1 protein-coding gene is annotated in these 557 nt (G+C 45.4%); it reads right to left on the reverse strand.

Going from position 1 to position 557, the window contains the following annotated elements:
• Positions 1-557: ABC transporter substrate-binding protein (locus tag K1I97_RS10140; RefSeq protein ID WP_223351623.1), on the reverse strand; the 557-nt coding region annotated here is incomplete at both ends.

Consider the following 557-nt stretch of genomic DNA (forward strand, 5'->3'; position numbering starts at 1 on the left):
CGGACAGCTGGCGTGGCTGCATCTTCTCCATTGGCCTGAGCCGAAGTGCTTTCGCGGTTCAGGGCAAAGGCTGGAGCTTGGCGGTAGTCCTTGTTCAGCAGAGCTTTTTTGGTAGCTTCTTTTTGTTCATCGCTGGTTTTAGAAGTGTGGTTATAACTTTGACGGTCAATGTTAAAGCTGATTAGACCGACCCCCGCTCCTGCTTCTGTCATGAAGATATTATCTTTGTATTTCTCAGCGATTGAGGAATAACTGGAAGTTGCTGGGTAGAGTCTTGCCAAACTGTAGCCGCCATCTCCAAAGGTCCGCGCTAATGAATCTTGATCAGAACCATCGTAGTAAGACAGTTTGACACCATCAATCTTGACCTTGTCCTTATCCCAGTAGTTAGGGTTCTTCTCAAATTCGACAGAGGATTTAGAAGTAATGGATTTCATGATAAATGGACCGTTATACAAAATAGAATCTGCCTTGGTTGCCTGACCGAATTCCTTGCCTTGCTTTTCTAGGAAGGCCTCGTTGACCGGCATCATAACACCTGATGTTGTTTTAGAGTT

It is taken from the genome of Streptococcus oralis (genome assembly GCF_019929345.1).
GTDB lineage: Bacteria > Bacillota > Bacilli > Lactobacillales > Streptococcaceae > Streptococcus.